This is a genomic window from Actinocorallia herbida, from assembly GCF_003751225.1.
Lineage (GTDB): Bacteria > Actinomycetota > Actinomycetes > Streptosporangiales > Streptosporangiaceae > Actinocorallia > Actinocorallia herbida.
Genome location: NZ_RJKE01000001.1, coordinates 1,662,920 through 1,689,411 on the forward strand (window position 1 = coordinate 1,662,920; position 26,492 = coordinate 1,689,411).

Consider the following 26,492-nt stretch of genomic DNA (forward strand, 5'->3'; position numbering starts at 1 on the left):
GTTCCCGGAAAACAGCCGGCCGAACCGCAACACAAATAAGAGAATACTTTCGCTGACCGTTTGTGTCCGCGAGCTGAGGCTTGCGGCGGTTATGGCGGAGGGGAAACACCCGGTCCCATCTCGAACCCGGAAGTTAAGCCCTCCAGCGCCGATGGTACTGCACGGGAGACTGTGTGGGAGAGTAGGACACCGCCGCAATTGTTGTGAGGAAAGGCCCCGAACCACAGGTTCGGGGCCTTTCCGCATTTTCGGAGCCGGCCCCTTCCGGCCCCGTCGGTCTCCATCCGGGTGTCGGAGCGGGCGCTTGCTGAATCGCCGCTCGGCCGAGCCGGGGCAGAATACGTGTATGCGCCTGACGGTTCTGGGAAGTGCGACGCCTTATCCCACGGCGGAGAATCCGTGCTCGGGGTATCTGGTGGAAGGCGGAGGCGTCCGGGTGTGGGTGGACGCCGGGACGGGGACGTTGGGGGCGTTGCAGCGGCAGGCGCGGTTGGACGAGGTCGATGCGGTGTGGGTGTCCCATCTGCACGCCGATCATTGTGCGGATCTGCTGACCGCCTACTACGGGCTGCTCTATGCCGATGTGCGGTTGGCGGCGCCGGTTCCGTTGTTCGGGCCGCCGGGGGTCGCCGACCGGTTGGCCGGTTTTCTTACGAACGGGCCGGTGCGAAGTCCCGTCGAGCGGGCCTTCGCCGTCACGGAGCTGGTGGACGGGCATCGGGTGGAGCTCGGCGGGCTGACGCTGGGGAGCGGGACGGTCGAGCACGGGATGCCGGCGTTCGCGCTGCGGGTCGAGGAGGCGGGCCGGAGCCTGGTCTATTCGGGGGACTCCGCGCCGTGCGCGGCGCTGTCGCGGTTCGCCGCGGGCTGCGACCTGCTGCTCTGCGAGGCGGACAGCGCGCGCCCTCCCGCCGAGGGGGAGCGTGCGGTGCACCACACCCCGGAGGAAGCGGGTGAGACCGCTCACGCGGCGGGGGCGGGTCGGCTGGTCGTCACGCATGTGAGCCGGTTCGTCGATCCTGAGGACGCCGTGGTGCGGGCGGCCGGCCGTTTCGAAGGCCCGGTGGCCTATGCGGCGCCGGGGACGGTGTTCGACGTCTGAGGGGCCTGTGGCGGCCCCAGGCGGTGCGGGAGGGCCGCATCGACCTGTGCGGTGAGCCGATGACGGATGATCATTATTGAGAAATGAGGTGAGGTGGCGGCAAATAGCCGGATAAGGGGGAGTTGCTGGGGGCGGATAAAGATCGCGAAAAAGGAGGAGGAAGGCGCTCCGATGGGGCGGACTTTGACACGGGTTTGCCTTGGTGCGGGTTTCGGGGTGGGGCGTTCGGCGTCTGGGGCGTGTCGTGTTCCGTCTACCATGTAGTGGTGAAGGAAGAGGATGGTCGCGGCGACAACCGCGAGGGACGTCAGGGTCAGGGTGCGAACGGCGACCGCAAGGGCGGTCAGGCCGGGCGCAAGCCGGGCGCATCTCGCAAGTCGGTGAAGCCGGGCGGCAAGGCCGGCGCGCCGCGGCAGGGGAAGGGTGGAGCCGGGCAGGGCCGGGGAGGCGGCAAGCCGCCCGCGGGACGGCCGTTCGGCGCGCGTGACGACCGCCCCCAGGGTGGCGGTTTCCGTAAGGACGACAGGGGCCAGGGCGGCGGCGGTTTCCGCCGCGACGACCGACCTCAGGGCGGTGGCTTCCGTAAGGACGACCGCGGTGAGCGCCGCGAGTTCCGTCCCCGTGACGACCGTCCCCAGGGCGGCGGCTTCCGTAAGGACGACCGTGGTCAGGGCGGCGGGGGTTTCCGTCCCCGTGAGGACCGTCCGCAGGGCGGTGGTTTCCGTCGTGAGGACCGTCCGCAGGGTGGCGGGTTCCGTAAGGACGACCGTGGTCAGGGCGGCGGCGGCTTCCGTCCCCGCGATGACCGCGGCCAGGGCGGCGGCTTCCGCCGCGACGACGAGCGCGGCTCGCGTGAGTTCCGCCCCCGGGACGACCGTGGCGAGCGACGTGAGTTCCGTCCGCGTGAGGACCGTCCGCAGGGTGGCGGTTTCCGTCGGGACGACCGTCCCCAGGGCGGTGGCTTCCGTAAGGACGACCGCGGTGAGCGCCGCGAGTTCCGTCCCCGTGACGATCGTGGTCAGGGTGGCGGCGGTTTCCGCCCGCGCGAGGACCGTCCCCAGGGTGGCGGTTTCCGTAAGGACGACCGTGGTCAGGGTGGCGGGGGTTTCCGTCCCCGTGAGGACCGTCCTCAGGGCGGCGGGTTCCGTCGGGACGACCGTCCTCAGGGTGGCGGGTTCCGTCGGGACGACCGTGGCGAGCGCCGCGAGTTCCGTCCCCGTGACGACCGTCCCCAGGGCGGCGAGCGACGTGACTTCAAGCGGGACGACCGCCCCCAGGGCGGCGGTTTCCGTAAGGACGACAGGGGCCAGGGCGGCGAAGGTTTCCGTCCGCGCGAGGACCGGCCGCAGGGCGGTGGCTTCCGTAAGGACGACCGCGGTGAGCGCCGTGAGTTCCGTCCCCGTGACGATCGTGGTCAGGGCGGTGGCGGTTTCCGCCCGCGTGAGGACCGTCCGCAGGGTGGCGGGTTCCGTCGGGACGACCGTGGTGAGCGCCGTGAGTTCCGCCCGCGTGAGGACCGTCCCCAGGGTGGCGGCGGTTTCCGCCCGCGTGAGGACCGGCCGCAGGGCGGTGGCTTCCGTAAGGACGATCGCGGTGAGCGCCGTGAGTTCCGTCCCCGTGAGGACCGTCCTCAGGGTGGCGGTTTCCGTAAGGACGACCGTGGTCAGGGTGGCGGGGGCTTCCGCCCCCGCGATGACCGTCCGCAGGGTGGCGGGTTCCGTCGGGACGACCGTCCCCAGGGCGGTGGCTTCCGTAAGGACGACCGCGGTGAGCGCCGCGAGTTCCGTCCCCGTGAGGACCGTCCCCAGGGTGGCGGGTTCCGCCGTGACGACCGCGGTGAGCGGCGTGAGTTCCGGCCGCGCGAGGACCGTGGGCAGGGTGGCGAACGCCGTCCCTTCACCGGCAAGGACGCTCGGCGCGGCGGTTTCCGCCCCGATGACGAGCGCACCTCCGAAGAGCGGTTCACCGATCGGCGCGAGGAGCGGCAGGCGCGCGGCGGCTACGGCGCCCGCGAGGACCGCGAGCCCGGCCGCACCTCCTACGACGACCCGGAACTCCCCGAGGAGATCACCGGCGACGAACTCGACGACCTGGCCCGCGAGGAGCTCAGGACGCTGCCCAAGGATCTGGCGAAGCTCGTGGCCCGGCACCTGGTGGCGGCCGGCACCCTCGTGGACGAGGACCCGGAGGCCGCCTACCGGCACGCCAAGACCGCGCGCCGCCTGGCGAGCCGGGTCGGCGTGGTCCGCGAGGCATGCGGCCTGGCCGCCTACCACGCGGGCGAGTGGTCCGAGGCGCTGTCGGAGCTGAGGGCGGCCCGCCGCCTGCCCGGCCGTGAGGACCTCTACCTGCCGGTCCTCGCCGACTGCGAGCGCGGCCTCGGCCGTCCGGAGAAGGCGCTGGAGATCGCCAGGTCCAAGGAGGCCTCGTCGCTTCCGCGCGAGGAGCGGATCGAGCTGCACATCGTCGAGTCCGGCGCGCGCCGCGACCTCGGCGACGTCGACGCCGCGGTGATCGCGCTCCAGATCCCCGAGCTGAAGGACCGCAGGCTGCGCCCGTGGTCGGCCCGGCTGTTCTACGCCTACGCCGACGCGCTCGTCGCCGCCGACCGCGCCGACGACGCCAAGGACTGGTTCCTGCGCGCCGCCGCCGCCGACCGCGACGAGGAGACCGACGCCGCCGAGCGTTACGCGGAACTCGACGGCCTCCACATCATCGACACCGGCGACAACGACGAGCCGTCCGACACCACCGAATCCTCCCCCTTCATTCCGTCCTTCCAGGCGGCCCCCTCCGCCCCGCTCGCCGAGGACGAAGAGGACGAAGACGACGAAGAGGACTACGACGACGAGGATGAAGACCTCGACGCCGAGGACGACCTCGAAGAAGACGACGAAGACCTCGAAGAAGACGAGGACGACGAATTCGACGAGGACGAGGACGAGGACGAGGACGACGATCTAGAAGACGAGGACGACGAGGACGAGGACGAGCTCCCGGACGAGGAGGAGGACGAGGCCGCCGAGGCCCCCGCCCCGCCCGCCTCCGACGGAGCCGCCACCCCGCCCCGCGACTCCGAGTGACCCCGAGAAGCCCGGCGCTCCCGCGCCGGGCTTCTTCACTCCCACCCGCGAAGCCCCCCGAACCCCCAGGAACAACCCCGCTCCACCACAACCGGCGAGAAGCCCGGTGGGGGTGATCCCGACGGCCACAGGTGCTTCCGACCCGGAGAACGCGCGAAGAAGGCGCACTCCCGCGGTCCGGGGTGCCCGGACCGCGCCCGCGAGACGCAGTCCCCCGACGACCCGGGCCCGGACCCGTCCGGGCGCGGGGTCCGCGAGGCCGTCGAAATCCCCGTCGACCCCACAGCCCCCGCCTTCTCCGAGTCCGGGCGCGACGAGAAGCACGGAACGGGCCCGCCCCGGCACTCCTGGGCCTGCGCGAAGCGGCACGGGCACCGCCGGGACGACCTGCTCACCCGGGCGAGCGATCCTCCCGTGACCAAGAGGCCCCGCCCGCCCCCAACGGCCCGTACCCCTTCGCCGAGAGCGAGGGCTCCAGCCCCGGGACATGCGGCCCGGCACGCACAAGGCTCGCACGGCACCACCGCGCGGGGACTACGTGCCCACCAATGCGAGCAGCCCGGCCCCCTCGAAATCCTGCCCAGGCCGCAACGGCCCGGCCCCACCTCTTCCGAGACGCGAATACGGGAACGGTAGGCGGCGCAGGACAAGCGCGCTCCCGGTACCGCTCGGAACGCGCGAAGCACCCGTGGGAGTGGACTCTCCGCCCAGGACGACGCACAGGCGAACGACCGCCCCCCATGAGGACGACCCGGACGCCACCCGGGAACCCCGCTCCACCCGCAACGGGCGAACGGCCGTTCGTCCGGATACGGGCCCGGCGGGACGTCGCGGGCGCGGCTCGAACCGACACGCTCATAGGAGCGGTCGCTCGACCCGAGGGACGGAGGGCTCACCTCGTACAGGCGGCTCGGACGCCACCGGGGAAGCCCGCTCCGGTCGCAATGGGCGAACGACCGTTCGTCCGGATGCGGGGCCGGCGCTCGGCGGGACGTCGCGGGCGTGGCTCGCACCACCGACACGCTCGTAGGGGCGGTCGCTCGACCCGAGGGACGGAGGGCTCACCTCGTACAGGGGGCCCGGACGCCACGCAGGAAGCCTGTTCCGGTCGCAACGGGCGGAACGACCGTTCGTTGGGATACGGGCCCGGTGCGCGGCAAAGTGACGCGGGTGCGGCTCGCGCCAACGACACGCTCGTGGCAGCGGGCGCTCGAGCCGAGGGAGTGCTCGGCGGGACGGAGGGTCCGCCCATGCGGACGGGCCCTGGCGTCACCGCGAATCCTGCTCCGCGGGCGACGGACCGGGTGCGTTCCGTCCAGGCGTGGGAGCGGGCCGGGGCCTGCGGAGCGGAGCGGGGCTCGTGCGACGCGGGGACCGGGCGCGCTTCTCGGGTGCCGAGTCGCAGGTAGGGCGTGCTCGGGTGGGAGGGGCCGAGGGGTCCTGTGGGTTTGTGGCGGGTTGTGGTCAGGGGTGGGGGTTGACCGGGCGGGGAGTTGGGGTGATGTTCATGGGGCCGTTGTGGTTTGCGGTGGATTGTCGATGGTCGGGTGTGCGGGGTTACTTCGAGGAGTGGAGGCGGTTCTGATGGGCGGGATCGGGCGGCGCGGGTTTCTGCGCGGGGCGGTGGTCGGGGGCGGGGCCGTCGCGGTCAGCGGGGGATTGTGGCAGGCGGCGGCGGGGGCGGTGCCCGCGCAGCCGGGGGCCGGGCCGTACGGGGGGCCGGCGGGCGCGGACGCGAACGGGGTGCGGTTGCCCGCCGGGTTCACGAGCCGGGTGGTGGCCCGGTCGATGCAGGCGGTGGGGGGCACGGGGTACGTGTGGCACGCGGCGCCGGACGGCGGGGCGTGCTTCCCGGACGGGGAGGGCTGGATCTACGTCAGCAACTCCGAGGTGCCGGTCGTCGGCGGCGCGTCCGCGGTGAGGTTCGCCGCGGACGGGTCCATCACGGGCGCGTACCGGATCCTGAACCTGACCCAGGTCAACTGCGCGGGCGGCGCGACGCCCTGGGGGACCTGGCTGTCGTGTGAGGAGTACGACCTCGGGATGGTCTACGAGACCGACCCGAAGGGGGTGAACGCGGCGAAGTCGCGGCCCGCGATGGGGAGGTTCAAGCACGAGGCGGCGGCGGCCGATCCCGTCCGGAAGGTCGTCTACCTGACGGAGGACCAGACCGACGGCTGCTTCTACCGCTTCCTTCCGACGACCTGGGGGGACCTGTCCAAGGGCACCCTCGAGGTCCTGGTCGGCACCGGTCCCGGCCCCGTCACGTGGCAGAAGGTGCCGAACCCGCAGCTGTGGCTGACGCCGACCCGGAACCAGGTGGCCGGCGCGCTGCGGTTCACCGGCGGCGAGGGCTGCCACTACGCCGGAGACGTCTGCTACTTCACCACCAAGGGCGACAACCGTGTCTGGGCTTACGACGCGGCTACGTCGGTGCTGGAGATCGCCTACGACGACGACCTGGTCACGACGGGCACCGCGCCCCTCACCGGCGTCGACAACATCACCGGGACGTCCGGCGGCGACCTGTACGTCGCCGAGGACGGCGGCGACCTCCAGATCAACGTGATCACCCGCGAGGGCGTCGTCACGCCGTTCCTCCAGCTGGAGGGGCACACGGGCTCGGAGATCACCGGCCCGGCGTTCTCCCCGGACGGGTCGCGCCTGTACTTCTCGTCCCAGCGCGGCACGACCGGGGTCGTCCTCGGCACGGGCGGCGTGACGTTCGAGGTGACGGGGCCGTTCAGGAGCTGAGCGAGTGCATGATCCCGGCGACGTTCGAGCGGACGTCGTTGAGGACCGCGTGCTTCTCGCGCAGGGCGGGGTCGTCGAGCGCCTTGTAGCGCCCGGCGGTGCGTTCGACGACCATCGCGACGGCGTGGTCGAGATCGAGGTCGGCGTCCTTGGCCAGCCGCACGGTCTCGACCCAGAGCCGGAGTTCCTCCTCGGACCTGTCGAGGGTGAGGGGGACGTCCGTCACGGGCCCGTAGTGGGCGAACAGCAGGCGGGTCGGCTGGAGGGCGCGGAAGCGGCCGAGGGAGGCGAGCGCGGTGTCGAGGTCGAAGTCCGGCGGCGGGGTGGCGGGCCTGATCTCGGCGGTCTCGGGGATGTAGATGCCCGCCGCGTCGCCGACGTAGAGGTCGCCGGTGAGGGAGTCCAATAGGCCGACGTGGTGCTTCGCGTGGCCCGGTGAGTAGTGGCTCTCCAGGCGCCGCCCTCCGCCGAGGTCCACGACGCCCGTCTCGTCGACGGTCCTTATCCGGGACGCCTCCGTCGGCTTGAGGCCGCCGAAGAGCCGGTCGAAGGCTTCGCCGAACACCATGCGGGCGCTCCGGACGAGCCGTTCGGGGGAGGCGAGGTGGCGGGCGCCCTTCTCGTGCACGACGACCTCGGCCTGCGGGTACATCTCGGCGATGTCCCCTACGCCGCCCGCGTGGTCGAGGTGGATGTGGGTGACGACGACGGAGGCGAGGTCGGCCGCGGCGACGCCGAGCGCGTCGAGCGCGTCCCGGACGACCGGGGCGGACCCCGACGTGCCGGGCTCGATGAGGCAGGGCCGGTCGCCGAGGACGAGGTACCCGGCGGTGATCCCGGTGTGCCCGGCCATCTGGGTGTCGATCTCGTAGACGTCGTTCCCGAGCGGGGTGATCAGGTTGGCCATGGCCCACGGTAACCCGGCGAGCCTGTGATCTACAATGTAAAGGCACGCCCTCACCCCGCCTCGGCGGGGGAGCCCAGGAGGCGCATCACCAGGCCCGTGCGCGGCTTCGGCCCGAACGAGGTCGACTTGCGCGGCACCCGCTCGCCCCCCGCGGCCAGCGCCATCACCGCGGGCACGGTCAGCGGCTTCAGGACGACCGCGGTCCCGCCGAGCTGCGCGGCCCTGGCGACGGCGTGCGCGGCGTCGTCGTGCACGACCTGGACGGTGTGCTCGTCGGGGGCGATCTTCCAGAGCCCGCGGATGAGCAGGCCGTCGAGGACCGCCGTGTTCAGGGCCTTCCAGCGCGCCGAGTGCCCGGCGGGGAACGCCTCCGCCAACCGGACGGGGTCCGGGTCGGTCAGCAGCCAGAACCGGTCGGCGCCGGCCAGCAGGAGGCCGTCAGCGGCCCGCTCCAGCGCCACGAGCGCCTCGCGGAGGTCTCCGCCCGCCTCGGCGACGGTGAAGGCCGCACGGGCCGTCTCGGCGGCCTCCAGGGGGTCGAGCCCCGGCAGGACCCGGTGGATCGCGCCGAGCCGGGGCGGGTAGCGCAGGGAGTCCACCAGCAGGGCGAGCCCGAAGTCCCACGGCCCGGCGCCCTCGCGGCGCTCCTGGTAGGCCCGGTAGGCGGCGTACCTGTGGTGGCCGTCGGCGATGAGCGCGCGGCGGTCGCGCAGGTCCGCCGCGACCCGCGCGGTGTCCTCCAGCCGCCACAGCCGGTACCGCGTCCCCGACGGGGAGACGATGTCCAGGACGGGCTCGGCGGTGTCCGCGGTCTCGTCGACGGCCTCACTGGCGGGCCCGCCCCCCTCGTAGGTGAGGAGGATCGGCTCCAGGTGGGCCCGGGTGGCCTCCATGAGCGCGAGCCTGTCCTGGACGGGGCCCGGATAGACGTCCTCGTGCGGCAGGATCACGCCCTCGGACTCGTCCCGCAGCCCGACCGCGCCGATGAGGCCGCGTTGCAGCTCACCGTCGCCGTCGCGTTCGTAGACGTACAGGGCGGGCGAAGGGTCGACCGACAGGACGCCCGTCGAAAGCCACTCCGCGAGGAGGCGTTCCGCGCCCGCGTAGTCCCCGTCGGGAAGCGTGAGCCGGACGATGTTCCGCGAGTCGGCGGCCCGGAGCCGGGAGAGCTCCTCGTCGTCGATGAGGTCGTACGGTGGACAGGTGACGGCCGCAAGGCTCCCGCCCTCGGGCGGGGTGTACCGCACACCGTGGATCGGGGCCAGGACGAGGCCCTGGCGAAGGTCGAATCCGTCCATGCTGGGGCATGGTACGGAGAGACGCGTATCGGAGGTGCACACGTTGGTTCAAAGTTCAGGAGAGAACAGGGATTCCCGCCGGACGCAAGAGGGAGGCGGGGAGGACGTCTACGACCTGTACTCGCGGGGACTGAAGCTGCTCTCCTCGGGCAGCCCCGCCGCTGCGGTGCAGCTGCTCTCCCGTGCGGCGGAAGCCGAGCCGCAGTCTCCCAGCATCCGCGAAGCCCTGGGCCGGGCCCTGTTCGGCGCCCGGCACTACGAGGAGGCCGCCGACTGCTTCCGCTCGATCATCGAGGAGAATCCGGCGGAGGACTTCGCCCTCTTCGGCCTCGGCCTGTCGCTGAGCCGGATGGGCCTGTTCCACGCCGCGGCCGAGCATCTGGCGCTGGCCGTCGCCATGCGGCCGGAGAACAAGGACTACGCCTCAGCCCTGCGGCATGTCCGCGCGACCCTCGACTCCCGGAGATGACCCCCGCATGCTGATCGACTCTTATGACGTCGCCCTGCTCGACCTCGACGGGGTCGTCTACCGGGGCCACCACCCGATCGAGAACGCCGCGGACTCCCTGGCGAAGGCGCGGGCGCAAGGGATGCGGCTCGCCTATGTGACGAACAACGCCTCGCGCACGCCGAGCGCGGTGGCGGAGCTGCTGACGGGCCTGGGCATCCCGACCCGGGAGGCGGACGTGGTGACCTCGTCGCAGGCGGCGGCGCGCCTTCTGTCGGAAAGGCTGTCCCCGGGGGCGAAGGTGCTGGTGGTCGGCGGTACGGCGCTGCGTCACGCGCTCTACGCGTACGGGCTGAGGCCGGTCTCCACCTTCGCCGAGAAGCCCGAGGCCGTGGTGCAGGGCTTCACCCCGGACCTGTCTTACGGGCTCATCGCGCAGGGAGCCCAGGCCGTCCTGGACGGGGCCCTGTTCGTCGCCTCCAACGGGGACCTGACGATCTCCGCGCCTTATGGCCCGAACCGGCCGGGCAACGGCTCCCTCGTCAAGGTGATCGAGAACGCGACGGGCGTCGCCCCGATCGTCACCGGGAAGCCGGAGATCTCCCTGCACCGCGAGAGCATCCTGCGGACGGGTGCCGAAAGGCCCCTCGTCGTGGGCGACCGCCTGGACACCGACATAGAAGGCGCCGTCAACGGCGGCGCGGACAGCCTGCTCGTCTTCACCGGCGTGACCGACCCGCTCATGGCGCTCACCGCGGAGCCCCGCCACCGGGCGACGTACCTGGCCCCGGATCTCACCGGCCTGCTCGTCGACCACCCCGGGGTCGTCGAGGACGGCGGCCGCTACGCGTGCGCGGGGTGGACGGCGGCCTGGGACGGCGGGGCCGTCGCGCTGTCGGGGGAGGGTGATCCGTGGCACGGTCTGCGCGCGCTCGCGGCCGCGGCGTGGCGCGCGCCGGAGCCCGCCGCCCCCGAGGCGGTGCGCGGCGCGCTGGACGTACTGGGCCTCGCCTAGGGCCGGGCGGGCCGGCGGGTCAGAGGATCTTGCGCAGGCGGATCAGGTCGAGGACGCTCGCCTCGATCTTGAGGCGGCCGGTGGCCCACGCCTTGGCGGGGCTGACCTTGTCGGCGGCGAGATCGAGCAGGTCGGCGGACTTCATCGTCAGCCTGACCTGGGCGGCGCGCGGGTCCCCGGTCGGTTCGAACGGCGCGAGCCCGGTCGGGGTTATGCGGGTGGCGTACGACAGGCCGAGGTCGCTGACCTGGCAGCTCACCGAGCGGTTCACCGCGTGCTCGGCCCACTTGGCGGGGTCGACCTCGCCGAGCTTCCGGGCCAGTACGTCCAGCGCGTCCACGCACTCCTGCTCCGTGGCCATGACTGACGATTCCCCGCTTCCGTCGACGTCTGTGTCGTCACAGGACGGTAGCGTTCCTCATGTGGTCCGCGCGAACCGCGGCACGCCGGAAGACGATCGGGTCGCACACGGCCCGACCTGCCGACTTGAGTGGATGGGCGCTGGGATGGGCGGGGAGATGCAGGGTACGGCCCCCCGGGAGGACCGGGGCGAGGCCGGGGTCACCGCGGTGCTGGCCGGGCTCGACGGGCTGGACGCGCTGCCCGTCGGCGGGCACGTCGCGGTCTTCGAACGGGTCCACGCGGGCCTCCAGGAGATCCTGGCGGCCTCGGACGAGACGCGGGAGGCGCGATGAGCCCCGTGGCCCGCCGCAGGCTCGACGCCGAGCTGGTGCGGCGCAAGCTCGCCAGGTCGCGCGAGCACGCGGGGCAGCTGATCACCGCGGGCCGGGTCAAGGTGGCCGGCCAGGTGGCGACGAAGGCCGCGACGCAGGTGGAGCCCTCGGCGGCGCTCGTGGTCGAGGAGTCCGAGGAGGGCCCCGAGTACGTCTCGCGCGGCGGGCACAAGCTCGCGGGCGCCCTCGCGGGCCTGCCCGGCCTGGACGTGACGGGGCGCAGGGCGCTGGACGCGGGCGCCTCCACGGGCGGCTTCACCGACGTGCTGCTGCGCGCGGGCGCCGCCCACGTGGTCGCGGTGGACGTCGGGTACGGGCAGATCGCCTGGTCGCTGCGCACGGACGAGCGGGTGACGGTCGTGGAGCGGCTGAACATCCGCGACATGACGCCCGAGCACGTGGGGGAGCCGCCGAGCCTGATCGTCGGCGACCTGTCGTTCATCTCCCTGACGAAGGTGCTCGCGCCGATCCAGGCGTGCGCCGCGCCGGACGCCGACTACGTGATGATGGTGAAGCCGCAGTTCGAGGTGGGCAAGGCCCGGGTGGGCCAGGGAGGTGTGGTGCGCGATCCCGAGGTCCGCAAGGACGCCGTCCGGGAAGTGGCCGCCTACGCCGCGACCCTCGGCCTCGGCGTCTCGGGCGTCGTGGCGAGCCCGCTGCCCGGTCCCGCGGGCAACGTCGAGTACTTCCTGTGGCTGAAGGCGGGGGCGCCCCCGCTCGCCGAAGAGGACCTCGCCCGGGCCGTCGCGGAGGGACCCGCATGACCCGCTCGGTACTGATCATGGCCCATACCGGCCGCCCCGGCGCGGTGACCAGCGCGCAGCTGCTCATCCGGCGGCTCGCCGACGCGGGGATCAACGTCCGGGTGCTGGAGGGCGAGGCCAAGGACATCGGCTGCTCCGGGGTCGAGGAGTTCCCCGCCGAGCCCGCCGCGACCGCGGGCGCCGAGCTGGTCATCGTGCTCGGCGGCGACGGCACCCTGCTGCGCGCGGCGGAGCTGACCCGGCACACGGGCACGCCGGTGCTCGGCGTGAACCTCGGGCACGTCGGCTTCCTCGCCGAGGCCGAGCGGGCGGACCTCGCGGTGGTGGCGAGCCGTGCCGTCAGCCGGGAGTACGAGGTCGAGGAGCGGATGGCGATCGACGTCACCGTGCGGGTGGACGGCAGCGAGCACAAGACGTGGGCGCTGAACGAGGCGTCGGTGGAGAAGCTGGCGCGCGAGAAGCTGCTCCAGCTCGTCGTCGGGATCGACGGCCGTCCGCTGTCCCACTGGGGCGCCGACGGGGTGGTCTGCGCGACCCCGACGGGCTCGACCGCCTACGCGTTCTCCGCGGGCGGCCCCGTGGTGTGGCCGGAGGTGGAGGCGATGCTCGTCGTGCCGATCAGCGCGCACGCCCTGTTCGCCCGGCCGCTGGTGGTCTCCCCGTCGTCGACGGTGGCGGTGGAGGTGACGCACGAGAACGAGGGCGCGGTCCTGTGGTGCGACGGCCGAAGGACCGTCGATCTGCCGCCGGGTTCCCGCGTCGAGGTGCGGCGCAGTGACGTGCCCGTACGCCTGGCGCGGCTGCACCTGACGCCGTTCACCGACCGGCTGGTGACGAAGTTCGGTCTTCCGGTGGCCGGCTGGCGGGGGCGCGTTCGCACACAGGAGCGATAATCTGTCCCCGGACGGATGCGGCATGAGCGGATGAGGTGTCCGGAATTGAGACCAAGCCCGGAATTGCGGCCGAGGGTCGAAGAGGTCCGGATCTCCGGCCTCGGAGTCATCGACGAGGCCGTGCTCGAGCTGTCCGAGGGCTTCAACGTCGTCACCGGTGAGACCGGCGCGGGCAAGACCATGGTCGTCACGAGCCTGAACCTGCTGTTCGGCGGCAGGGCCGACCCGCAGCGGGTCCGGCCCGGCGCGGAACGGGCCACGGTCGAGGGGCGGATCACCCTCGACCCCAAGGGCCGGGCCGTCACCCGGGTCGAGGAGGCCGGCGGCGAACTCGACGAGGACACCCTGATCGTCAGCCGGTCGGTGTCGGCCGAGGGCCGCTCCCGCGCCCATCTGGGCGGGCGGTCGGTGCCGGTGAGCACGCTGCTCACCCTGGCCGACGACCTCGTGGCCGTGCACGGCCAGTCCGACCAGCAGCGGCTGCTCCAGCCGGGCCGCCAGCGCGCGGCGCTCGACAGGTACGCGGGGGAGGCCCTGGTCGGCCCGCTGCGCGTCTACTCCGAGGCCTACCAGCGCCATCGCAAGGTCAGCGCCCTGCTCGAGGAGCTGACGACCCAGGCCCGCCAGCGCGCGGACGAGGCCGACCGCCTCAGGTTCGGCCTCGAGGAGATCGAGAAGGTCGCCCCGCAGGCCGGTGAGGACCTGGAGCTGGCCGCCGAAGACGAGCGGCTGGCCAACGCCGACGCGCTCCGGCACGCCTCCAGCACCGCCCACGACGCCCTGCTGGGAGACATGTCCCGGATGGACGCGCTCGCCGACGTGGCGAGCCTGCTCGGCACCGCGCGCTCGGCGCTGGACGCCGCCCGCGACCACGACCCCGCGCTGGGCGCCTTGGCGGACCGGCTGGCCGAGGCCGGGTACCTGGTGTCCGACATCGGAGGCGAACTCGCGGCCTATGCCGAGTCCGTCGAGGCCGATCCGGCCCGGCTCGCGGCGGTGCAGGAGCGCCGCGCCGACCTGTCGATGATCGCCCGCAAGTACGGCGGCAGCGTGGACGAGGCGATCGCCTGGTCGGCCGAGGCCGCCGCGCGCCTCACCGAGCTGGACGGCGACGACGAGCGGATCGCGGAGCTGGCGGCGGAGGAGGCCGAGCTCGGCGTGCGCCTCCAGGAGCTGGCCGACGCCGTCACCGACGTCCGCACCGAGGCCGCCGACAGGTTCGGCGCCGCGGTGACCGCCGAGCTGACCGCGCTGGCGATGCCGCACGCGTGCGTGGTGGCCGCGCTCAGCCGGGCCACCGCCTTCGCCTCGCACGGGCAGGACGAGGTCGAGCTGCGCCTCGCCTCGCACCCCGGCGCGCCCGCGCTGCCGCTGAACCGGGGCGCCTCGGGCGGCGAGCTGTCCCGGGTGATGCTGGCGATCGAGGTCGTCTTCGCGGGCTCCGACCCCGTCCCGACCTTCGTGTTCGACGAGGTCGACGCGGGGGTGGGCGGCAAGGCCGCGGTGGAGATCGGGCGCCGGCTGGCCCGGCTCGCCCGCACGTCGCAGGTGATCGTGGTCACGCACCTGCCGCAGGTCGCGGCGTTCGCCGACCAGCATCTGCTGGTCGAAAAGTCCGATGACGGCACGGTCATCAGCAGCGGTGTGACAGCCTTGGACACCGAGTCCAGAATCCGGGAATTGTCCCGGATGCTGGCGGGCATGGCCGACAGCGAGCTGGGACGCGCCCACGCCGAAGAGCTGCTGGCGATAGCCGCACGGGACAAGGACGGACACGCCTGAGCACCCGCGCGCCCGACTCGGGCGGTCGCGGGCTCTGGCAGGATGAGAAGGCAATGAGCGGACCGGGGGACGGATCGGATACGCGCACGCGCCGTTGGCCGGTGCCCGCGCGCCTGCTGAGGCTGCGCCGCCGCCGCGGCGCGCCCGAGGCCGACGGGATCGTCGGCACCGCGCGGGTCGACAAGCGCACCAAGGACCTCGCCAAGCGGCTCCAGCCCGGTGAGATCGCGGTGATCGACCACGTCGACCTCGACCGCGTCGCCGCCGAGTCGCTGGTGTCCGCGGGCGCGGCCGCCGTGGTGAACGTCGCGCCGAGCATCTCCGGCCGCTACCCCAACCTCGGCCCGGAGATCCTGGTCGAGGCCGGGATCGCGCTGGTCGACGACGTGGGCCCCGACATCTTCGAGAAGGTCCACGAGGGCGAGACCCTCCAGATCGACGGCGGCCGGGTCCTCCTGGACGGGGAGCTGCTCACCAAGGGCATCCGGCACACCGCCGAGACCGTCACCGAGGCCGTCGAGGAGGCCAAGGGCAACCTGTCGGTCCAGCTCGAGTCCTTCGTCGCCAACACGATGGAGTACGTCAAGAAGGAGCAGGACCTCCTCATCGACGGGGTCGGCGTCCCGGACGTCACAACCTCCTTCGAGGGCAGGCACGCGCTGATCGTCGTCCGCGGGTACCACTACCGCGAGGACATCGCCACGCTGCGGCCCTACATCCGCGAGTACAAGCCCGTCCTCATCGGCGTCGACGGCGGCGCGGACGCCCTGCTCAAGGCCGGATACAAGCCCGACATGATCGTCGGGGACATGGACTCGGTGTCGGACGAGGCGCTGACCAGCGGCGCCGAGATCGTCGTGCACGCCTACCGGGACGGCCGGGCGCCGGGCCTCCAGAGGGTCGAGGACCTCGGCGTCACCGACGCCGTCACCTTCCCCGCGGCCGCGACCAGCGAGGACTGCGCGATGCTGCTCGCCGACGACAAGGGCGCCCAGCTCATCGTCGCGGTCGGCACCCACATGAACATGGTCGAGTTCTTCGACAAGGGCCGCGCCGGCATGTCCAGCACGTTCCTCACCCGGCTCCGGGTGGGCAGCAAGCTGGTCGACGCCAAAGGCGTGAGCCTGCTCTACCGCAGCCGGATCTCCTCCTCCGCGCTGCTCGTCCTGGTGGCCGCCGCGCTCGTCACCATGGTCGCCGCGCTCGCCGTCACCCCCGTGGGCCCGCTGGTGCTGTCGAGCCTGGTCGAGCGGTGGCACTCCTTCCTCTTCTGGCTGACCGGACTCTTCACGTGATCGATTTCCGCTACCACCTCGTCTCGATCGTCGCCGTGTTCCTGGCACTGGCGACAGGACTGCTGCTCGGCTCGACCAGCGCGGTCCAGGAGGTCTCCCAGACCGTCGCGGACAAGAGCCTGCAGTACATCCAGAAGAACAACGACGAGCTGCGCGCGCAGGTCACCGCGCAGGACGAGCAGCTCGCGGGCCAGGAGCAGTACGCCCAGGTCACCGGGCCGACCGTGCTCGCCGACCGGCTGAAGGACTCCTCGGTGGTGTTCGTGCTCGCGCCGGGCGCCAGCGAGCAGACCCGCACCGGCCTGGACGCCGCGGTGAAGTCCGCGGGCGGCACGGTGTCGGGCTGGGTGTCGCTGACCGACGCCTACCTCGCCGACGGCGAGGCCGAGGTGGTCGACCAGCTCGCCGAGCAGCTCAAGCCGACCGGCCTGACCTACCCCGAGGACGCCAACGCCTACGCCAAGGCGGCGGCGCTGCTCGCGCACGTCCTGGTCACCAAGGACACCGAGAAGGCAGGGCACGAGGACGTCGCCTCGGGCGCGGTGCTGGAGGCGTTCAAGCAGGCCGGGCTGCTCACCACCAGCGGGAACCCCGCGGCCCGCGCCACGCTGGCGCTGCTGGTCGCGCCGGGCACCCCGTACGCCGGCGACGGCGCGGAGACCGACAACAACGCGCTCGTCGCGCTGGCCGGCTCGCTGGACGGGGCGGGACAGGGCACGGTCGTCGCGGGCAACACCGCCTCGGCCGAGTCGGGCGGGCTGCTGTCGGCGCTGCGCTCCGCCGAGATCGGCGAGCGCGTGTCGTCGGTGGACACCGCGGACACCGCCACCGGGCAGATCGTCGGCGTGCTCGCGCTGAACGTCGAGATGAACGGGGAGTCCGGCGAGTACGGTACGGGCTCAGGGGTCAGCGGCTTCCTGCCCGACCCCCTCCCGCCCGTTCCCGCCGACACCGGAGCCAGGCCGTGAAACGACTTCTGATGGGCGCCGTGCTCGGCGCGGCCGCCGCCCGCACCGCCTATGTCGCGCTGACGCGCAGGCCGCCCGGCGCGGGCGGGCGCGAGGGCGCGGAGGTGTGGGGGCGCACGAACCACCGGGGCGAGGCGGTGACCCTGCTGGAGGGCCCGGCGTTCGCGCTCGGCAGCGCCGCCGCCGCGCTGGTGCTGCCCGGCACGCCCGGCAGGCTGCGCGCCGCCGCGCTGGTGGCGGGCGCGGGTTCCGGCGCGTTCGGCGCCTACGACGACCTGGCGGGCTCGGCGTCGTCCCGCGGGTTCAAGGGCCATCTGACCGCCCTGGCGCGCGGCGAGGTCACCACCGGCGCGGTGAAGATCCTCGGGATCGGCGCGAGCGGCCTCGCCGCCGCGGCGCTCGCCGGATCGCCCGCCGCCACGCCGCTGCGGCGCACGCTGGACACGCTGCTGAACGGCGCGATCGTCGCCTCGGCCGCGAACCTGATGAACCTGTTCGACCTGCGGCCCGGCCGCGCGATCAAGGTCGGCGTGCTGACCGGCGCCCCGCTCGCGCTCGGCGCGGGCTCGGCCGTCGTCGCCGCCCCCCTGGGCGCCGCCTTCGCCCTCCTGCCCGAAGACCTCGGCGAACGCGCGATGCTCGGCGACGCCGGCGCCAACTCCTTCGGCGCCCTCCTCGGCCTCGCCGCGACCCGGCTGGGCCTCCCCGCCCGCGTCGCCGTCCTGGGCGGCCTCGTCGCCCTCAACGGCGCCAGTGAGTACGTCAGCTTCACCAAGGTCATCCGCGAGAACCCGCTGCTCGACCGCCTCGACATGCTCGGCCGCCGCCCGGTCGAGCCCCCGCCCGCCCCCGAGCCCGCGGAACCCGAGACCGTTTCCCCCGCCACGGCCACGGTCTCCCCCCGGTCCGGAACCGGAGAGACCCCGGCCGGGCCGGGCGCCGCGCCCAGGGAAACGGTCCCCGACGAGGCGGCGAAGACCGCCCGCGACGTGGAAACGGTCTCCCCCGACGCGGAAGCCGTTTCCGCCGGGGCGGAGCCGGTCTCCCCGGGAGCCGCAACGGTGTCCGCCGACCGGGCGGCCCCGTCTCCCGAGACCGGGCCGGGTGCCGCGCCCGCGGACACGTCCTCCGCTGAAGCGGAAACGGTTTCCCCGGATGCGGAGACCGTTTCCGCTGGGCTGGAGACGGTCTCTCCCGACGCGGAGACCGTTTCCGCCGGGGTGGGCACGAGGCCGGGGCGGGGCGAGACGGCGTCCGGGGAGCCGGAGGAGGAGTCCGTCGCTGAGGCGGGCGAGCCCGGCGACGGCGTGGCGGGGCCGCGGGAGCAGTCGGGTTCGTGAGGCGGGGGCTTGGCGGGATCGCCGGGGCCGCCGCCCTCATCGCGGTCCTCACGGTGCTGGCCCGGATCGCGGGGTTCGGGCGGACCTTCGTGTTCTCCCAGACCGTCGGGGCCTCCTGCCTGAGCGACGTGTACTTCGCCGCCAACCAGATCCCGAACATCATGTTCGAGATCGTCGCGGGCGGCGCGCTGGCCAGCATGGTCGTACCGGTCCTCGCGGCACCCGTCGAGCGCGGCGACGCCGACACCGTCCGGCGGACGGCCTCGGCGCTGCTCACCTGGGTGCTGCTCGCGCTGGTGCCGCTGGCCCTGGTCGTCGCGCTGGCGGCCGGGCCGATCATGGACCTGCTCAGTCTCGGGCAGGTCGAGTGCGACGCCGAGGCGTTCCGGGCGCTGGGCACGCGGATGCTCGTCGTGTTCGCGCCGCAGATCGTCTGCTACGGGCTCGCCGTGGTGCTCTACGGGGTGCTCCAGGCGCACCGGCGGTTCACCGGACCGGCGATCGCCCCGCTGGTGTCGAGCCTCGTGGTGATCGGCGCCTACCTGGCCTACGTGCCCGCGATGGCCGGGAACGACCCCGACGATCTCACGTCGGTGCCGCGGACCGCCGAGCTCGTGCTGTCCGTGGGCACGACCCTCGGGGTGTCCGCGCTCGTGGTCGTCGCCGGGCTGGCCGCGCTGCGGCTGCGGCTGGGGTGGCGGCCCGCGCTGCGCTTTCCCGAGGGGGTGGGCGCGCGAGTGCGCGGACTGGCGCTCGCGGGCCTGGCGACGGTCGTCGCCCAGCAGGTGGCGATGCTGGCGATCCTCGTGCTCGCCAACCAGGGGTCGGCGAAAACGCTCAGCCAGTACAACTTCGCCTGGGCGGTGTACCTGCTGCCGTGGGCGATCCTCGCCGTCCCGATCGCGACGAGCGCGTTCCAGGCGCTGTCGGCGCGCGCGGACGACGCCGCGGAGTTCGACCGGACGGCGGCCTCGACGACCCGGGCGGTCGTGTTCGCGTCCTGCCTGGGCGCGGCGGGCATCGCGGCGATCGCGCGGCCCGTCGGGGTGGTCTTCAACCTCGACAATCCCGAGGGCGCGGTGGTGCTCGCGCGCGCGCTCGTCTGCTTCGCCCCCGGGCTGCTGGGTTACGGGCTCGTCGCGCATCTCGGCCGCGCGCTCTACGCGTGCGGCAAGGGCCGCGCGTCGGCCTGGGCGACGGTGGCGGGCTGGGGCGTCGTGCTGGTCGCCGACGTGATCCTGGCGTTCGCCCTCCCGGACGACTGGGTCGCCGCCGGGTTCGCCCTCGGCAACACCCTCGGCATGACCGTCGCGGGCGTGCTCCTGGCCGCCGCGCTGGTCCGGGTCCGGGGCCGGGCGGCGCTGGCCGGGCTGGGCCGGACCCTCGCCGTGGGCGTGGTCGCGGCCTGCGCGGCGGGCACCGCCGGATACGCGCTGGCCCGGGCGCTCGGCACGGGCGGACTGGGCCAGAGCGTCGCCTCCGGCGCGGCCTCGGGCCTCCTGGCCGTCGCCGTCTTCGCCGCCATCGCCGGAGTCGCCTCCCGCCGCGACCTCAAGGCGCTCGCCCGCCGCTGACGCCCGCGGCCCCTCCCGGCCCCCGGCCGGGGCCCCGCGCCCTCAGCGCGTCCGCCCGCCGCTCGACCGCCGCGCCAGAGCACGCGCCCCCGGTCCCACCCGGTCGTGTTCCGGGCCCACGCGCCCGGAACAACGACCGGGTGGGGGCGGGGCGCGTTAATCGGGGGAGGGTGGCGTGTCGTGGGGGTGGGATGCGGCAAGGTGGGGGCATGGATGATGTTCAGGGGATGCGGGTGGCGCTGGTTCTGGGCCTCGCGTCCGGGGGGCTGGGACGGCATGTGAAGGCGGTGGCCGAGGGGCTCGCCGAGAGAGGGGCCCGGGTCGCGGTGTGCGGGCCGGGGGAGACCGAGCGGACGTACGGGTTCAGCGGGGCCGGGGTGCGGTTCGCCGAGGTGGACATCGCCGACCGGCCGCGGCCCGCGGGGGACCTGGCGGCGGTGCGGAAGCTGCGGGGGCTGCTGCGCGGGGCCGACATCGTGCACGCGCACGGGGTCCGGGCGGGGGCCATGGCGGTCATGGCGCGCGGCAGGCTCGCGTCCGGCGGGACCGGGCTGCGGGTGGAGGCCGGGCCGCCGGTGCTGGTGACGCTGCACAACGAGGCGCCGTCCGGGGGGATGGCCGGGGCGGCGTACGCGGTGCTGGAGCGGATCGTGGCGCGCGGCGCGACGGGCGTGCTCGGCGTCTCGCCGGACCTGGAGGAGCGGATGCGGGCGCTGGGCGCGCGCGACGTCGGGCACGCGATCGTCCCCGCCCCCCCGCTCGGCGCGGCCGCGCCGGGGGCGCGCGAGCGGCTGCGCGAGGAGCTGGGCGCGGGCGACGCGCAGGTGGTGCTCACCGTGGCGCGGCTCGCACCGCAGAAGGGCCTGCCGGTGCTGCTCGAAGCGGTCTCCCGGATGGGGCCCGCGGCGCCGCTGTTCCTCATCGCCGGGGACGGCCCCCTCGACGGCGAGCTGCGCGAGCGGATCGCCACGGCCGACCTGCCGGTGCGCCTCCTCGGCCGCCGGAACGACGTGGCCGAGCTCCTCGCCGCGTGCGACATCGTGGCGGTGCCGAGCATGTGGGAGGGGCAGCCCCTGTTCGTCCAAGAGGCGCTGCGGGCGGGCCGGCCGCTCGTCGCCACCGCGACGGGCGGGGTGCCGCGCCTCGTCGGAGACGCCGCGGTGCTGGTCCCGGCGGGTGACGCGGCCGCGCTGGCCGCCGCGTTGCAGGGGATCCTGTCCGATCCGGGCCGCGCGGTGCGGCTCGGCGCGGCCGCCGCGCAGCGCGCGACCGCCCTGCCGACGGACGACGACGCGGTCGACCAGCTGGCCGCCCGCTACCGGGGGTTCCTCCCGGGTTGAGTAGTGAGTAGAGTCACTTGCCGACGGGAGACGAATCGCGTTCTAGAATGAAACTCGAATACCGGTCTTCGCACCCCTGGGCGGAGACGCGGCCTGACTTCCAATCGAGAGGTGTGCAATGGCCATCGGGCTGACCGAGGAGCACGAGGACCTGGCGGAGTCCGTACGAGGGCTGGCCGAGCGCCATGTGACGCAGGCCGTCCTCCGCGCCGCGCTGGACGCCGACGAGGAGACCCGTCCGGCGTTCTGGCGGCACCTCGCCGAGCAGGGCCTGCTCGGCCTGCACCTGGCGGAGGAGCACGGCGGCCAGGGCTTCGGCCTGCTGGAACTCGCCGTGGTCACCGAGGAGCTGGGCCGCGCCGCTGCTCCCGGCCCCTTCGTGCCGACGGTGCTGGCCAGCTCCGTCATCGCCGCGTCGTCCAACGCCAAGGCGCACGCGCTGCTGCCGGGCCTGGCCGACGGCTCGGTCACCGCGGCCGTGGTCCTCGGCGGCGGCTTCACCGGCACCCGTGACGGCGACACGGTCGTCGTCGACGGCGTCGCGGAGACGGTCCTCGGCGCCGGCCTCGCCGACCTGATCGTGCTGGACGCGGGCGGCGAGTGGGTCGTCGTCGAGGCGGCCGAGCTGACGGTCACCGCCCGTCCGTCGCTGGACCGCGTCCGCCGCTCGGGCAGGGTCGAGGCGGCCGGCGTCCGGGTGAGCGCCGAGCGGGTGCTCGACGGCGTCACCGGCCAGGCCGTGTCGGACCTCGCCGCGGTGCTGTTCGGCGCCGAGGCCGCGGGCGTCGGCCAGTGGGCGGTCACCACCGCCTCGGAGTACGCCAAGGTCCGCGAGCAGTTCGGCCGCCCGATCGGCCAGTTCCAGGGCGTCAAGCACAAGGCCGCCCGGATGCTGATCAGCCTGGAGCAGTCGCGCGCCGCCGTCTGGGACGCCGCCCGCGCCGTCGGCGACGGTGCGGCCGACGCGCACTTCGCCGCCTCCGTCGCCGCGGTCATCGCGCCCGCCGCGATCGCCCAGATCGCCCGTGACGCGGTGCAGATCCTCGGCGGCATCGGCTTCACCTGGGAGCACGACGCGCACATCTACCTGCGCCGCGCCCTCACCCTCAAGGCCCTGTCGGCCTCCGCGTCCGACGCCGCCGCCGAGGTCGCCGACCTCGCCCTGGCCGGCGGCCGCCGCGAGGTGGAGCTGGAGCTGGACGACGACACCGCGCCGGTCCGCGAGCGGATCCGTGCCGAGGTCGCCGAGCTCGCCGCGATCACCGACAAGGCCGAGCTCAACACCAAGATGGGCGACGAGGGCTGGACCGTCCCGCACTTCCCCCAGCCGTGGGGCAGGGGCGCCGACCCGATCGAGCAGATCCTCATCCAGCAGGAGCTGCGGGCCGCCAAGGTCAAGGCGCCGAACCTGGTGATCGGCGCGTGGCTGGTGCCGTCCCTGGTCGCCTACGGCACCGAGGAGCAGAAGGAGCGCTTCCTGCGCCCGACGCTGCGCGGCCAGATCATCTGGTGCCAGCTCTTCTCCGAGCCCGGCGCCGGCTCCGACCTCGCCGCGCTGTCGATGAAGGCCGAGAAGGTCGAGGGCGGCTTCAAGCTGACCGGCCAGAAGATCTGGACCTCGGTCGCGCACATCGCCGAGTGGGGCTTCTGCATCGCCCGCACCAACCCCGAGGCGCCCAAGCACGCGGGCATCACCTACTTCCTGGTGAACATGAAGTCCCCGGGCGTGGACGTCCGGCCGCTGCGCGAGATGACCGGTGAGGCCCTGTTCAACGAGGTCTTCCTCGACGAGGTCTTCGTGCCGGACGACTGCGTCGTCGGCGAAGTCGACAAGGGCTGGCAGGTCGCCCGCAACACCCTGTCGAACGAGCGCGTGTCGCTGTCGACCGGCGGCGGCATGGGCATGGGCGTGCCGGAGCTGCTCGGCTGGTTCAAGGGCAAGGAGCTCGGCACGATCGCGAAGGCCGAGGTCGGCCGCCTGATCGCGCAGGGCCAGTCGATCGACCTCCTGGGCCTGCGCACCACCCTCAAGCAGCTGTCCGGGGTGAACCCGGGCGCCGAGGCGTCGGTCCGCAAGCTGCTGGGCGTGCAGTTCAACCAGGACGTCGCGGACTACTGCTTCGCGAGCCAGGGCGAGCTGGCGGCGCTGGAGGAGCCGATGGCGGCCACCGGCATCGTGGCGCGCGCGATGCTGTTCAGCCGGGCGATGACGATCTACGGCGGCACCACCGAGGTGCAGCTCAACATCATCGGCGAGCGGCTGCTGGGCCTCCCGCGCGATCCCGAGCCGGGCAAGTAGCGCAATTCCGGGCAGTAGGGGTGAACGGTAAGTCCGTCGCCCCTACCGCCCGGTACACTGCGTCGGCTTCCTGCCCCCGATCGCCCCCCACGCGCTGACCCCGGAGGACTCCGTGAAACCCCTCGCCCTCACCCTCGCCGCGCTGCTCACCCTGTCCGTCTCCGCCTGCGGTGGCGGAGGGAGCGAGGAGGAGGGCACGCAGCCGGAGACCTCGGCCGGCGCGGCCGCCGCGCCGTCGGACTCCGGGGTGCCGGTGCCGTCGGAGAAGTCCGGGGTTCCGCTGATCGAGCCTTCCGAGACCGGCAAGCCCGCGCCGAAGCCCCAGCCGAACCAGGTCAAGGCGCTCGTCGGCACCTGGCAGGGCGACGGCCCGGTCAAGGAGTACTTCGTCTTCACCGCCAAGGGCGACGGCATGCTCATCGCCCAGGACAAGACCCTGTGGACGGGCACGGTCATCCCCGCGGGCAAGAACACCTTCCGCCTGTCGTGGGAGGGCACCGACCCCGGCGCCACCTACTGGCAGGTGGTGCTGAAGGACGGCGGCAAGGCCTTCACCTTCGCCGCCACCGACCAGGACTACACCAAGGTCGCCAAGCCGAAGACCGACAAGACCGACAAGCCCGAGGAACAATGACCCTGTTCGACTCGCCGGCCCAGGTGGCCGAGGCCCTCGCGGGCGTCGGCTACCTGCCCGGACCCGAGATCGCCACCACCGTGTTCCTCGCGGACGCGCTCGGCAAGCCCCTGCTCATCGAGGGCCCCGCCGGGGTCGGCAAGACCGAGCTGGCCAAGGCGGTCGCCGCGGCCACCGGCGCCGAGCTGATCCGGCTCCAGTGCTACGAAGGACTGGACGAGGCCCGCGCGCTGTACGAGTGGAACTACAAGAAGCAGCTCCTGCGCATCCAGGCCGCCGGGGACCGGGCGTGGGACGACACCCACGACGACATCTTCACCGACGAGTTCCTGCTGGAGCGCCCCCTGCTGGCCGCGATCCGGCGGGAGGACCCGACGGTCCTGCTCATCGACGAGACCGACAAGGCCGACGTCGAGGTCGAGGGCCTGCTGCTGGAGGTCCTGTCGGACTTCCAGGTGACGATCCCGGAGCTCGGCACGATCACCGCGAAGCGGCGCCCGTTCGTCGTCCTCACCTCCAACGCGGCCCGCGAGCTGTCGGAGGCGCTCAAGCGGCGCTGCCTCTACCTCCACCTGGAGTACCCGCCGATGGAGCGCGAACGCGACATCGTGCTGTCGCGGGTGCCCGGGATCGAGGAGGGGCTCGCGGAGCAGATCGTCAAGACGATCGGGGCGCTGCGCGGCCTGGAGGTCAAGAAGGCCCCGTCGATCGCCGAGACCATCGACTGGGCGCGCACCCTCCTGGCCCTCGGCCTGGACACGCTCGACGCCCAGGCCGTCAAGGACACGCTCGGGGTCGTCCTCAAGCACGTCGCCGACCAGCGGCGGGCCGTCACCGAACTGAACCTGGGATGAGCCTCCTCGACCGGCACTCCGGTTTCGTGCACGCGCTGCGCGAGGCCGGACTGCCGGTCTCCGTCGCCGAAGGGCTCGACGCCGTCCGCGCGCTAGGGCACCTCGACCTCATCGACCGCGAAGGGCTGCGCACGGCCTACGCCGCGACGCTCGTCAAGCGGCCCACCCACCGGCCGCAGTTCGACCTGCTCTTCGACCTGTGGTTCCCCGCCGCGCTCGGCGCGGGCGAGGGCAACGCCGACCGCGACCCCGCGCACCGCTCCGGCAAGCCGCCCGCGCTCGACCCCGAGGTCCAGGCGATGCGCGGCGAACTGTTCGAGCTGCTGCTGTCCGGCGACGAGGAGGCGATGCGCGCGTTCGCCCGGATGGCCGTCGCCAGGTACGGCCGCAGCCCCAACGGGCAGAGCTGGTTCTCCTCCGGGGTGCTGCGCGCCATGTCGGCGGACACCCTCATGGCCTCGCTGCTCCAGGCCGTGCTCAGCGAGCGCGGCGGGGTGGAGGAGGCCGCCGCGCGGCGGATGTTCCGGAACCGGATGGGCGCGTTCGAGCAGGCCGTCGGCACCGAGGTGCGGCGCCGCATCGCCGAGGACACCGGGGTCGAGCGGACCGGCCGCGCCACCGTCAAACCGCCGCTGGAGCAGCTCGACTTCAACCGGGCGACCCGCACCGACCTCGCCGAACTGCGCCGCCAGGTGCACCCGCTGGCCCGTCGGCTGGCGTCCCGGCTCGCCCAGCGCAACCGGCTCGGCGACCGCGGCCGCCTGGACTTCCGCAGGACGGTCAGGGCCTCGCTGGCCACCGGCGGCGTCCCGCTCACCACGCATTTCAAGCCGAAGCGGCCGCACAAGCCCGAACTCGTCATCCTGTGCGACGCCAGCGACTCCTGCCAGTCCTTCGCGCACTTCACGCTGCTGCTCACCTTCGCGCTGCGCGAGCAGTTCACCAAGGTCCGCGCGTTCGCCTTCATCGACTCCACCGACGAGATCACCAAGTACTTCGCGCCGGGTTCCGACGTCGTCGAGGCGATGCGGCGGATGACGCGCGAGGCCGACCTGGTGTGGCTGACCGGGCGCAGCAACTACGGGCACGCCTTCAAGACCTTCGACGACAAGTACCGGGACGCCGTCACGTCGCGGACGTCCCTGCTCATCCTCGGGGACGCCCGCTCGAACTACGGCCCGCTGGCGCTGCCGATCGTGCGGCGGATGGCCGAGACCGCCCGGCACGCCTACTGGCTGAACCCCGAGCGGCCCCGCGACTGGGACACCGGCGACTCGGCGGCGAGCACCTACGGCGACGTGATCGAGATGCACGAGTGCCGCAACCTCACCCAGCTCGCGGAGTTCGTCGAACTGCTCGCCTGACGTCCTCACCACGCCGAATCGGGGGTGTGAGACTACCCGTACGG

The 26,492-nt window shown here is 73.3% G+C and carries 22 protein-coding genes and 1 rRNA gene; 19 read left to right on the plus strand and 4 right to left on the minus strand.

Annotation, left to right across the window (positions count from 1 at the left end; all coding sequences use genetic code 11):
• Positions 1 to 81 precede the first annotated feature (81 nt).
• Both rrf and EDD29_RS07870 read left to right on the plus strand, forming a co-directional pair.
• Positions 82 to 198: ribosomal RNA gene (rrf, locus tag EDD29_RS07865) — 5S ribosomal RNA — on the plus strand.
• A gap of 148 nt (positions 199 to 346) precedes the next feature.
• Positions 347 to 1,102, plus strand: coding sequence for an MBL fold metallo-hydrolase (locus EDD29_RS07870; protein WP_123663736.1), 756 nt, complete (start codon positions 347 to 349; stop codon positions 1,100 to 1,102).
• On the opposite strand, the gene EDD29_RS45305 is transcribed toward EDD29_RS07870, so the two are convergent.
• Entirely contained in the window at positions 1,069 to 3,252 is a 2,184-nt protein-coding gene (locus EDD29_RS45305; RefSeq protein WP_170201218.1) for a hypothetical protein, read from the minus strand. The two genes, EDD29_RS07870 and EDD29_RS45305, sit on opposite strands and share 34 nt — an antisense overlap.
• Here EDD29_RS45305 and EDD29_RS46725 point away from each other — a divergent pair.
• Positions 3,241 to 4,185 (plus strand): hypothetical protein, encoded by a 945-nt coding sequence (locus EDD29_RS46725; RefSeq protein ID WP_246053755.1) that lies wholly within the window; start codon positions 3,241 to 3,243, stop codon positions 4,183 to 4,185. The genes EDD29_RS45305 and EDD29_RS46725 overlap by 12 nt on opposite strands.
• 1,584 nt (positions 4,186 to 5,769) lie before the next feature.
• Positions 5,770 to 6,939, plus strand: coding sequence for an alkaline phosphatase PhoX (locus EDD29_RS07880; protein WP_211359598.1), 1,170 nt, complete (start codon positions 5,770 to 5,772; stop codon positions 6,937 to 6,939).
• Here EDD29_RS07880 and EDD29_RS07885 read toward each other — a convergent pair.
• On the minus strand, positions 6,929 to 7,846 hold the full coding sequence (locus tag EDD29_RS07885) for an MBL fold metallo-hydrolase (protein ID WP_123663738.1): 918 nt from the start codon (positions 7,844 to 7,846) through the stop codon (positions 6,929 to 6,931). The two genes, EDD29_RS07880 and EDD29_RS07885, sit on opposite strands and share 11 nt — an antisense overlap.
• 50 nt (positions 7,847 to 7,896) lie before the next feature.
• Positions 7,897 to 9,144: a DUF1015 domain-containing protein gene (locus EDD29_RS07890; RefSeq protein ID WP_123663740.1), complete on the minus strand. Its 1,248-nt coding sequence runs from the start codon at positions 9,142 to 9,144 to the stop codon at positions 7,897 to 7,899.
• A gap of 43 nt (positions 9,145 to 9,187) precedes the next feature.
• On the opposite strand from EDD29_RS07890, the gene EDD29_RS07895 reads away from it, so the two are divergent.
• Entirely contained in the window at positions 9,188 to 9,613 is a 426-nt protein-coding gene (locus EDD29_RS07895) for a tetratricopeptide repeat protein (protein ID WP_246052586.1), read from the plus strand.
• A gap of 7 nt (positions 9,614 to 9,620) precedes the next feature.
• The gene (locus EDD29_RS07900) at positions 9,621 to 10,607 is read left to right on the plus strand and encodes an HAD-IIA family hydrolase (RefSeq protein ID WP_123663744.1); all 987 of its coding nucleotides are present in this window, start codon (positions 9,621 to 9,623) and stop codon (positions 10,605 to 10,607) included.
• Between the two features lie 19 nt (positions 10,608 to 10,626).
• Here the strand turns inward: EDD29_RS07900 and EDD29_RS07905 are convergent, their stop codons facing one another.
• On the minus strand, positions 10,627 to 10,968 hold the full coding sequence (locus EDD29_RS07905; RefSeq protein WP_123663746.1) for an SCP2 sterol-binding domain-containing protein: 342 nt from the start codon (positions 10,966 to 10,968) through the stop codon (positions 10,627 to 10,629).
• A 133-nt stretch (positions 10,969 to 11,101) separates the two neighbouring features.
• On the opposite strand from EDD29_RS07905, the gene EDD29_RS07910 reads away from it, so the two are divergent.
• The 13 genes from EDD29_RS07910 to EDD29_RS07970 all read left to right on the plus strand — a co-directional run bounded on the left by EDD29_RS07910 (position 11,102) and on the right by EDD29_RS07970 (position 26,448).
• Positions 11,102 to 11,302, plus strand: coding sequence for a hypothetical protein (locus tag EDD29_RS07910; protein ID WP_148085898.1), 201 nt, complete (start codon positions 11,102 to 11,104; stop codon positions 11,300 to 11,302).
• 5 nt (positions 11,303 to 11,307) lie between these two features.
• Positions 11,308 to 12,105, plus strand: a complete 798-nt coding sequence (locus EDD29_RS07915; protein WP_281281020.1) for a TlyA family RNA methyltransferase — start codon at positions 11,308 to 11,310, stop codon at positions 12,103 to 12,105.
• Complete coding sequence (locus EDD29_RS07920) at positions 12,102 to 12,998, plus strand: NAD kinase (RefSeq protein WP_123663752.1); 897 nt, start codon at positions 12,102 to 12,104, stop codon at positions 12,996 to 12,998. The genes EDD29_RS07915 and EDD29_RS07920 overlap by 4 nt, the downstream gene beginning before the upstream one ends.
• A gap of 45 nt (positions 12,999 to 13,043) precedes the next feature.
• Entirely contained in the window at positions 13,044 to 14,780 is a 1,737-nt protein-coding gene (recN, locus tag EDD29_RS07925; protein WP_246052588.1) for a DNA repair protein RecN, read from the plus strand.
• A 53-nt stretch (positions 14,781 to 14,833) separates the two neighbouring features.
• Positions 14,834 to 16,075, plus strand: coding sequence for a putative cytokinetic ring protein SteA (gene steA, locus EDD29_RS07930; protein ID WP_123663754.1), 1,242 nt, complete (start codon positions 14,834 to 14,836; stop codon positions 16,073 to 16,075).
• Entirely contained in the window at positions 16,072 to 17,043 is a 972-nt protein-coding gene (locus EDD29_RS07935; protein WP_123663756.1) for a copper transporter, read from the plus strand. The genes steA and EDD29_RS07935 overlap by 4 nt, the downstream gene beginning before the upstream one ends.
• The gene (locus EDD29_RS48065; RefSeq protein WP_425454955.1) at positions 17,040 to 18,383 is read left to right on the plus strand and encodes a ribosomal eL19 family protein; all 1,344 of its coding nucleotides are present in this window, start codon (positions 17,040 to 17,042) and stop codon (positions 18,381 to 18,383) included. Before EDD29_RS07935 ends, EDD29_RS48065 begins: the two co-directional genes overlap by 4 nt.
• A complete protein-coding gene (gene murJ, locus EDD29_RS07945; RefSeq protein ID WP_123663758.1) occupies positions 18,380 to 19,957 on the plus strand; it encodes a murein biosynthesis integral membrane protein MurJ in 1,578 nt (525 codons plus the stop codon). Before EDD29_RS48065 ends, murJ begins: the two co-directional genes overlap by 4 nt.
• A gap of 209 nt (positions 19,958 to 20,166) precedes the next feature.
• Positions 20,167 to 21,297: a glycosyltransferase gene (locus tag EDD29_RS07950; RefSeq protein ID WP_246052589.1), complete on the plus strand. Its 1,131-nt coding sequence runs from the start codon at positions 20,167 to 20,169 to the stop codon at positions 21,295 to 21,297.
• 118 nt (positions 21,298 to 21,415) lie between these two features.
• The gene (locus EDD29_RS07955; RefSeq protein WP_123663762.1) at positions 21,416 to 23,596 is read left to right on the plus strand and encodes an acyl-CoA dehydrogenase family protein; all 2,181 of its coding nucleotides are present in this window, start codon (positions 21,416 to 21,418) and stop codon (positions 23,594 to 23,596) included.
• A 112-nt stretch (positions 23,597 to 23,708) separates the two neighbouring features.
• The gene (locus tag EDD29_RS07960; protein ID WP_246052591.1) at positions 23,709 to 24,230 is read left to right on the plus strand and encodes a hypothetical protein; all 522 of its coding nucleotides are present in this window, start codon (positions 23,709 to 23,711) and stop codon (positions 24,228 to 24,230) included.
• The gene (locus tag EDD29_RS07965; protein WP_123663764.1) at positions 24,227 to 25,084 is read left to right on the plus strand and encodes an AAA family ATPase; all 858 of its coding nucleotides are present in this window, start codon (positions 24,227 to 24,229) and stop codon (positions 25,082 to 25,084) included. Before EDD29_RS07960 ends, EDD29_RS07965 begins: the two co-directional genes overlap by 4 nt.
• The gene (locus tag EDD29_RS07970; protein WP_123663765.1) at positions 25,081 to 26,448 is read left to right on the plus strand and encodes a vWA domain-containing protein; all 1,368 of its coding nucleotides are present in this window, start codon (positions 25,081 to 25,083) and stop codon (positions 26,446 to 26,448) included. The genes EDD29_RS07965 and EDD29_RS07970 overlap by 4 nt, the downstream gene beginning before the upstream one ends.
• The last annotated feature ends 44 nt before the right edge of the window (positions 26,449 to 26,492 follow it).

Excerpts from the sequence above, each read along its gene's own strand:
- EDD29_RS07870 (WP_123663736.1), top strand. The coding sequence starts at position 347 with ATGCGCCTGACGGTTCTGGGAAGTGCGACGCCTTATCCCACGGCGGAG.
- EDD29_RS07880 (WP_211359598.1), top strand. The coding sequence starts at position 5,770 with ATGGGCGGGATCGGGCGGCGCGGGTTTCTGCGCGGGGCGGTGGTCGGG.
- EDD29_RS07885 (WP_123663738.1), bottom strand. The coding sequence starts at position 7,846 with ATGGCCAACCTGATCACCCCGCTCGGGAACGACGTCTACGAGATCGAC.
- EDD29_RS07890 (WP_123663740.1), bottom strand. The coding sequence starts at position 9,144 with ATGGACGGATTCGACCTTCGCCAGGGCCTCGTCCTGGCCCCGATCCAC.
- EDD29_RS07900 (WP_123663744.1), top strand. The coding sequence starts at position 9,621 with ATGCTGATCGACTCTTATGACGTCGCCCTGCTCGACCTCGACGGGGTC.
- EDD29_RS07905 (WP_123663746.1), bottom strand. The coding sequence starts at position 10,968 with ATGGCCACGGAGCAGGAGTGCGTGGACGCGCTGGACGTACTGGCCCGG.
- EDD29_RS07910 (WP_148085898.1), top strand. The coding sequence starts at position 11,102 with ATGGGCGCTGGGATGGGCGGGGAGATGCAGGGTACGGCCCCCCGGGAG.
- EDD29_RS07920 (WP_123663752.1), top strand. The coding sequence starts at position 12,102 with ATGACCCGCTCGGTACTGATCATGGCCCATACCGGCCGCCCCGGCGCG.
- steA (WP_123663754.1), top strand. The coding sequence starts at position 14,834 with ATGAGCGGACCGGGGGACGGATCGGATACGCGCACGCGCCGTTGGCCG.
- EDD29_RS07950 (WP_246052589.1), top strand. The coding sequence starts at position 20,167 with ATGGATGATGTTCAGGGGATGCGGGTGGCGCTGGTTCTGGGCCTCGCG.
- EDD29_RS07955 (WP_123663762.1), top strand. The coding sequence starts at position 21,416 with ATGGCCATCGGGCTGACCGAGGAGCACGAGGACCTGGCGGAGTCCGTA.
- EDD29_RS07965 (WP_123663764.1), top strand. The coding sequence starts at position 24,227 with ATGACCCTGTTCGACTCGCCGGCCCAGGTGGCCGAGGCCCTCGCGGGC.
- EDD29_RS07970 (WP_123663765.1), top strand. The coding sequence starts at position 25,081 with ATGAGCCTCCTCGACCGGCACTCCGGTTTCGTGCACGCGCTGCGCGAG.